This window comes from Streptomyces calidiresistens, assembly GCF_014141525.1.
Lineage (GTDB): Bacteria > Actinomycetota > Actinomycetes > Streptomycetales > Streptomycetaceae > Streptomyces > Streptomyces calidiresistens.
In genome coordinates this window covers 1-4,640 of record NZ_VKHS01000443.1, presented here as the reverse complement: position 1 = coordinate 4,640, position 4,640 = coordinate 1, and the positions used below count along the sequence as shown (strand labels likewise).

The window sequence follows — 4,640 nt, the reverse complement described above, 5'->3', positions numbered from 1 at the left end:
CGCCCGCCCTCACCCCCGCTCGGCGGCGACCAGTTCCGCGATCTGCACGGCGTTGAGCGCCGCGCCCTTGCGGAGGTTGTCGTTGGACAGGAACAGCGACAGGCCGTGCTCCACGGTCTCGTCGCGCCGGACCCGGCCCACGTAGGAGGCGTCCCGGCCGGCGGCCTGCAGGGGGGTGGGGATGTCGGACACCTCGACCCCCGGCGCGTCCCCCAGCAGCTCCAGGGCGCGTTCGGGGGTGATCGGCCGCTCGAAACGGGCGTTGACCTGGAGGGAGTGGCCGGAGAAGACCGGTACCCGCACGCAGGTGCCGGAGACCAGCAGGTCGGGGATGCCCAGGATCTTGCGGCTCTCGTTGCGGAGCTTCTGCTCCTCGTCGGTCTCCCCGAGCCCGTCGTCGACGATCGAGCCGGCCATCGGCAGCACGTTGAAGGCGATGGGGCGCGCGTAGGTGGCGGGGGCCGGGAGGTCCAGGGCGGAACCGTCCCGGGCCAGCCGGTCGGCGCCCTGCTCCACGGCGGCCCGCACCTGGCCGTCCAGCTCCGCCACCCCGGCCACCCCGCTGCCGGAGACGGCCTGGTAGGTGGCGACCACCAGCGCGCGCAGCCCCGCCTCGGCGTGCAGGGGGCGCAGCACGGGCATGGCGGCCATGGTGGTGCAGTTGGGGTTCGCGATGATGCCCCTGGGGCGGTCGGTCGCCGCTTCCGGGTTGACCTCGGAGACCACCAGCGGAACGTCGGGGTCCAGGCGCCAGGCGGAGGAGTTGTCGATGACCACGGCGCCCGCGGCGGCGACCCGCTCGGCCAGGGCCCGGGAGGTGGCGCCGCCGGCGGAGAAGAGCACGATGTCCAGGCCGCTGTAGTCGGCCTCCGCCGCGTCCTCGACGGTGACCTCCGTGTCCTGCCAGGGGACGGTCCGGCCCGCCGAACGGGCGGAGGCGAACAGGCGCAGCTCGTCGACCGGGAACTTCCGTTCGGCGAGGACCTCCCGCATCACCGTTCCGACCTGCCCGGTGGCTCCGACGATCCCGATCCTCATGGGGCTCCTCCGTGTGCTCGCTGTCACGATTGTCGCGACCCTCCCGGCGGCTCCGGCCGGACGGCGCTGTCCGCCACCGGCCGCCGGCGTTCATTCGTGCGCGTCGGCCCGCGTGTCGCCGCGGCGCGCTCCCGACCGTGGCACCTACCCTGCCCTGTCCACCCCGATCGCGGCCAATCCTTTGACCTCCGTCACACCCCGTGACCGCCGAACGGAGGAGCGGGAGAACCCACCCGAGGGCAGGTAACGCTGTTGTAACGAAGTCGAACTACCCTCCGGGCAGGGTCGGAGGGCCGCCGTGACCGCCGACCTCCGGTTCCCCGCGTCCGGGCCCCGCGCCCGCGCCGGCCCGATCCGCGACAACGGCCGACAACGGTGAGGTGGGACCAGCCGATGACCCCCGTGACCCCGACACCCCCCGCGCCCTCCGGCGTTCCCGCGCGCCCCGACGGGGGGCGGCTCCGGTGCGCCTGACCCCGCACGAACAGGAGCGGCTGCTCGTCCACGTCGCCGCCGACGTCGCCGAGCGGCGTCGCGCCCGGGGGGTGCGCCTGAACCACCCCGAGGCGGTGGCGCTGATCACCGCCCACGTGCTGGAGGGGGCGCGGGACGGTCGCACCGTGGCGGAACTGATGGCCTCCGGCCGCACCGTCCTCAGCCGCGAGGAGGTCATGGAGGGCGTGCCCGAGATGATCCACGACGTCCAGGTGGAGGCCACCTTCCCGGACGGCACCAAGCTCGTCACCGTCCACGAGCCCATCGTCCGGTCCGGAGGCGCCCCGTGATCCCCGGCGAGATCCGGTACGCCGGGACCCCGGTGGAGCTCCACACCGGGGCCGACATCATCCGCCTGACCGTCCGCAACACCGCCGATCGGCCGGTGCAGGTCGGCTCCCACTACCACTTCGCCGAGGCCAACCCCGCCCTGGAGTTCGACCGGGCGGCGGCCCGCGGCCGGCGCCTGGCCATCGCCGCCGGCACCGCGGTGCGCTTCGAACCCGGCCTGCCGGTCGAGGTGGGCCTGCTCCCGCTGGCGGGGAAGCGGATCGTGGCCGGCCTGCGCGGGGAGACCGGGGGGCCGCTCGATGACGCGTGAACCGGGAGGGGCCGCGGGCGGCGACCGCCCCGTGATGGACCGCGCCGCCTACGCCGATCTCTACGGGCCCACCACCGGGGACCGGATCCGTCTGGCCGACACCGACCTGTTCGTGGAGATCGAGGAGGACCTGGCGGGCGGGCCGGGCCGGGCCGGGGACGAGGCCGTCTTCGGGGGCGGCAAGGTCATCCGCGAGTCCATGGGGCAGTCCCGGGCGACCCGGGCGGAGGGCACCCCGGACACCGTGATCACCGGAGCCGTCGTCATCGACCACACCGGGATCGTCAAGGCCGACCTCGGCATCCGCGACGGACGGATCGTCGCCCTGGGCCGGGCCGGCAACCCCGACACGACGGACGGCGTCCACCCCGATCTGGTGATCGGCCCGGAGACCGAGGTGATCGCGGGCAACGGCCGGATCCTCACCGCCGGGGCGGTGGACGCCCACGTCCACTTCATCTGCCCGCAACTGGTGGACGAGGCCCTCGCCTCCGGCGTCACCACCCTGCTGGGCGGCGGAACCGGGCCCGCCGAGGGCAGCAGGGCCACCACCGTCACCCCCGGCTCCTGGCACATCGCCCGGATGCTGGAGGCGATGGACGGCCTCCCCGTCAACATCGGCCTGCTCGCCAAGGGCAGCACCGTCTCCCGCGAGGCGATGCTGAACCAACTGCGCGGCGGCGCCGTCGGCTTCAAGATCCACGAGGACTGGGGGGCGACCCCCGCCGTCATCGACGCCTGCCTGGGCGTGTGCGAGGACACCGGCGCCCAACTGGCGATCCACACCGACACCCTCAACGAGGCCGGTTTCGTGGCCGACACCCTGGCCGCCGTCGCCGGCCGTTCCGTGCACACCTTCCACACCGAGGGCGCGGGTGGCGGGCACGCCCCGGACATCATCACCGTGGTCTCCGAGCCGCACGTGCTCCCGAGTTCGACCAATCCCACCCGCCCGCACACCGTCAACACCGTCGAGGAGCACCTCGACATGCTGATGGTCTGCCACCACCTCAACCCGGCCGTCCCCGAGGACCTGGCCTTCGCGGAATCCCGCATCCGCCCCACCACCATCGCGGCCGAGGACATCCTGCACGACCTCGGCGCCATCTCGATCATCTCCTCCGACTCCCAGGCGATGGGCCGCGTCGGGGAGGTCGTCCTGCGCACCTGGCAGACCGCGCACGTCATGAAGGCACGCCGGGGCCCGCTGCCGGGCGACGGCCCGGCCGACAACCACCGGGTGCGCCGCTACGTCGCCAAGTACACGATCAACCCCGCTGTCGCGCAGGGCGTGGGACACGAGGTGGGCTCGGTGGAGCCGGGCAAGCTCGCCGACCTCGTGCTGTGGGAGCCGGCGTTCTTCGGGGTCAAACCGCTGCTGGTCCTCAAGGGAGGGCAGATCGCCCTGGCACAGATGGGGGACGCCAACGCCTCCGTCCCCACCCCCCAGCCGGTCCTGCCGCGTCCGATGTTCGGCGCGCTGGGCCGGGCGCCGGGCGCCGACTCGGTCAACTTCGTCTCCCCGTTGGCGTTGGAGGCCGGGTTGCCCGACCGCCTGGAGTTGTCCAAGCGGTGGGTACCGGCCGGGGACACCCGTCGGGTCGGCAAGGCCGACATGCGGGAGAACGACGCCCGACCGGAGGTCCGGGTGGAGCCCGACAGCTTCTCCGTCACCATCGACGGCGAGCCGGTGGTTCCCGCCCCCGCGGCGGTCCTCCCGATGGCCCAGCGCTACTTCCTGTTCTGAGGGGGCCCGATGACCCGTCCACCGACCCACCCCCCGCCCGCCGGGGGCGCCGCGGCGCTGCTCGTCCTCGCCGACGGCCGTTTCCCCGCCGGGGGCCACGCCCACTCCGGCGGTGCCGAGGCCGCCGTGCGGGACGGCCGACTGACCGACGGTCCGGGCCCCGACGGTCCGGCCGGGTTCTGCCGGGGACGCCTGCACACCTCCGGGCTCGTCGCCGCGGCACTGGCGGCGTCGGCCGCCATGGGCGCCGACCCCGCCGGGCTGGACGCCGCGGCCGACGCGCGCACCCCCTCGTCCGCCCTCCGCGCGGTCGCCCGCCGGCTGGGTCGCCAACTGCTGCGGGCCGGGCGGGCCGCCTGGCCCGATCCGATCCTGGAGGCCGTCGCCGCGGATCATCCCGGAGGGCTCCACCAGCCGGTGGTGCTCGGCCTGGTCGCCCGGGCGGCGGGCCTCACCCCCCTCGACGCGGCCCGGGCCGCCGCCCACGAGGCGGTCTCCGCCCCGGCCGGGGCCGTCGTGCGGCTGATGGGCTCGGACCCGCTGGTCGCCACCGCCGTCCTCGCCCGCCTCGCCCCGGAGACGGACGCCGTCGCCGAGCGGGCCACCGAGGCGGCGCGGGTCGCCCTCGCCTCCGGTGACCCCGGGGACCTGCCGGCCGCCTGCGGACCGCTGTCGGAGATCGGGGCCGAGTTCCACGCCCTCCAACCGGCCCGACTGTTCGCCTCCTGACCCCCGAGCCCCCGGAGCCCTCCCGTGCAC

Annotated in this window: 5 protein-coding genes; 4 read left to right on the top strand and 1 reads right to left on the bottom strand. The window is 74.9% G+C overall.

The window, feature by feature from the left end; all coding sequences use genetic code 11:
- Positions 1–9: 9 nt before the first annotated feature.
- Entirely contained in the window at positions 10–1,038 is a 1,029-nt protein-coding gene (locus FOE67_RS17230) for an aspartate-semialdehyde dehydrogenase (protein WP_182665267.1), read from the bottom strand.
- Between the two features lie 464 nt (positions 1,039–1,502).
- Here FOE67_RS17230 and FOE67_RS17225 point away from each other — a divergent pair, with 464 nt between their 5' ends.
- From FOE67_RS17225 to FOE67_RS17210, 4 genes are read left to right on the top strand one after another with little or no spacing between them, the layout of a single operon-like run.
- Complete coding sequence (locus tag FOE67_RS17225) at positions 1,503–1,823, top strand: urease subunit gamma (RefSeq protein WP_182665270.1); 321 nt, start codon at positions 1,503–1,505, stop codon at positions 1,821–1,823.
- On the top strand, positions 1,820–2,134 hold the full coding sequence (locus FOE67_RS17220) for an urease subunit beta (RefSeq protein ID WP_182665265.1): 315 nt from the start codon (positions 1,820–1,822) through the stop codon (positions 2,132–2,134). The genes FOE67_RS17225 and FOE67_RS17220 overlap by 4 nt, the downstream gene beginning before the upstream one ends.
- The gene (locus tag FOE67_RS17215; RefSeq protein ID WP_438874243.1) at positions 2,124–3,881 is read left to right on the top strand and encodes an urease subunit alpha; all 1,758 of its coding nucleotides are present in this window, start codon (positions 2,124–2,126) and stop codon (positions 3,879–3,881) included. Before FOE67_RS17220 ends, FOE67_RS17215 begins: the two co-directional genes overlap by 11 nt.
- Before the next feature lie 9 nt (positions 3,882–3,890).
- The gene (locus FOE67_RS17210) at positions 3,891–4,610 is read left to right on the top strand and encodes an urease accessory protein UreF (RefSeq protein ID WP_182665263.1); all 720 of its coding nucleotides are present in this window, start codon (positions 3,891–3,893) and stop codon (positions 4,608–4,610) included.
- Positions 4,611–4,640: the final 30 nt, after the last annotated feature.

Excerpts from the sequence above, each read along its gene's own strand:
- FOE67_RS17230 (WP_182665267.1), bottom strand. The coding sequence starts at position 1,038 with ATGAGGATCGGGATCGTCGGAGCCACCGGGCAGGTCGGAACGGTGATG.
- FOE67_RS17215 (WP_438874243.1), top strand. The coding sequence starts at position 2,124 with ATGACGCGTGAACCGGGAGGGGCCGCGGGCGGCGACCGCCCCGTGATG.
- FOE67_RS17210 (WP_182665263.1), top strand. The coding sequence starts at position 3,891 with ATGACCCGTCCACCGACCCACCCCCCGCCCGCCGGGGGCGCCGCGGCG.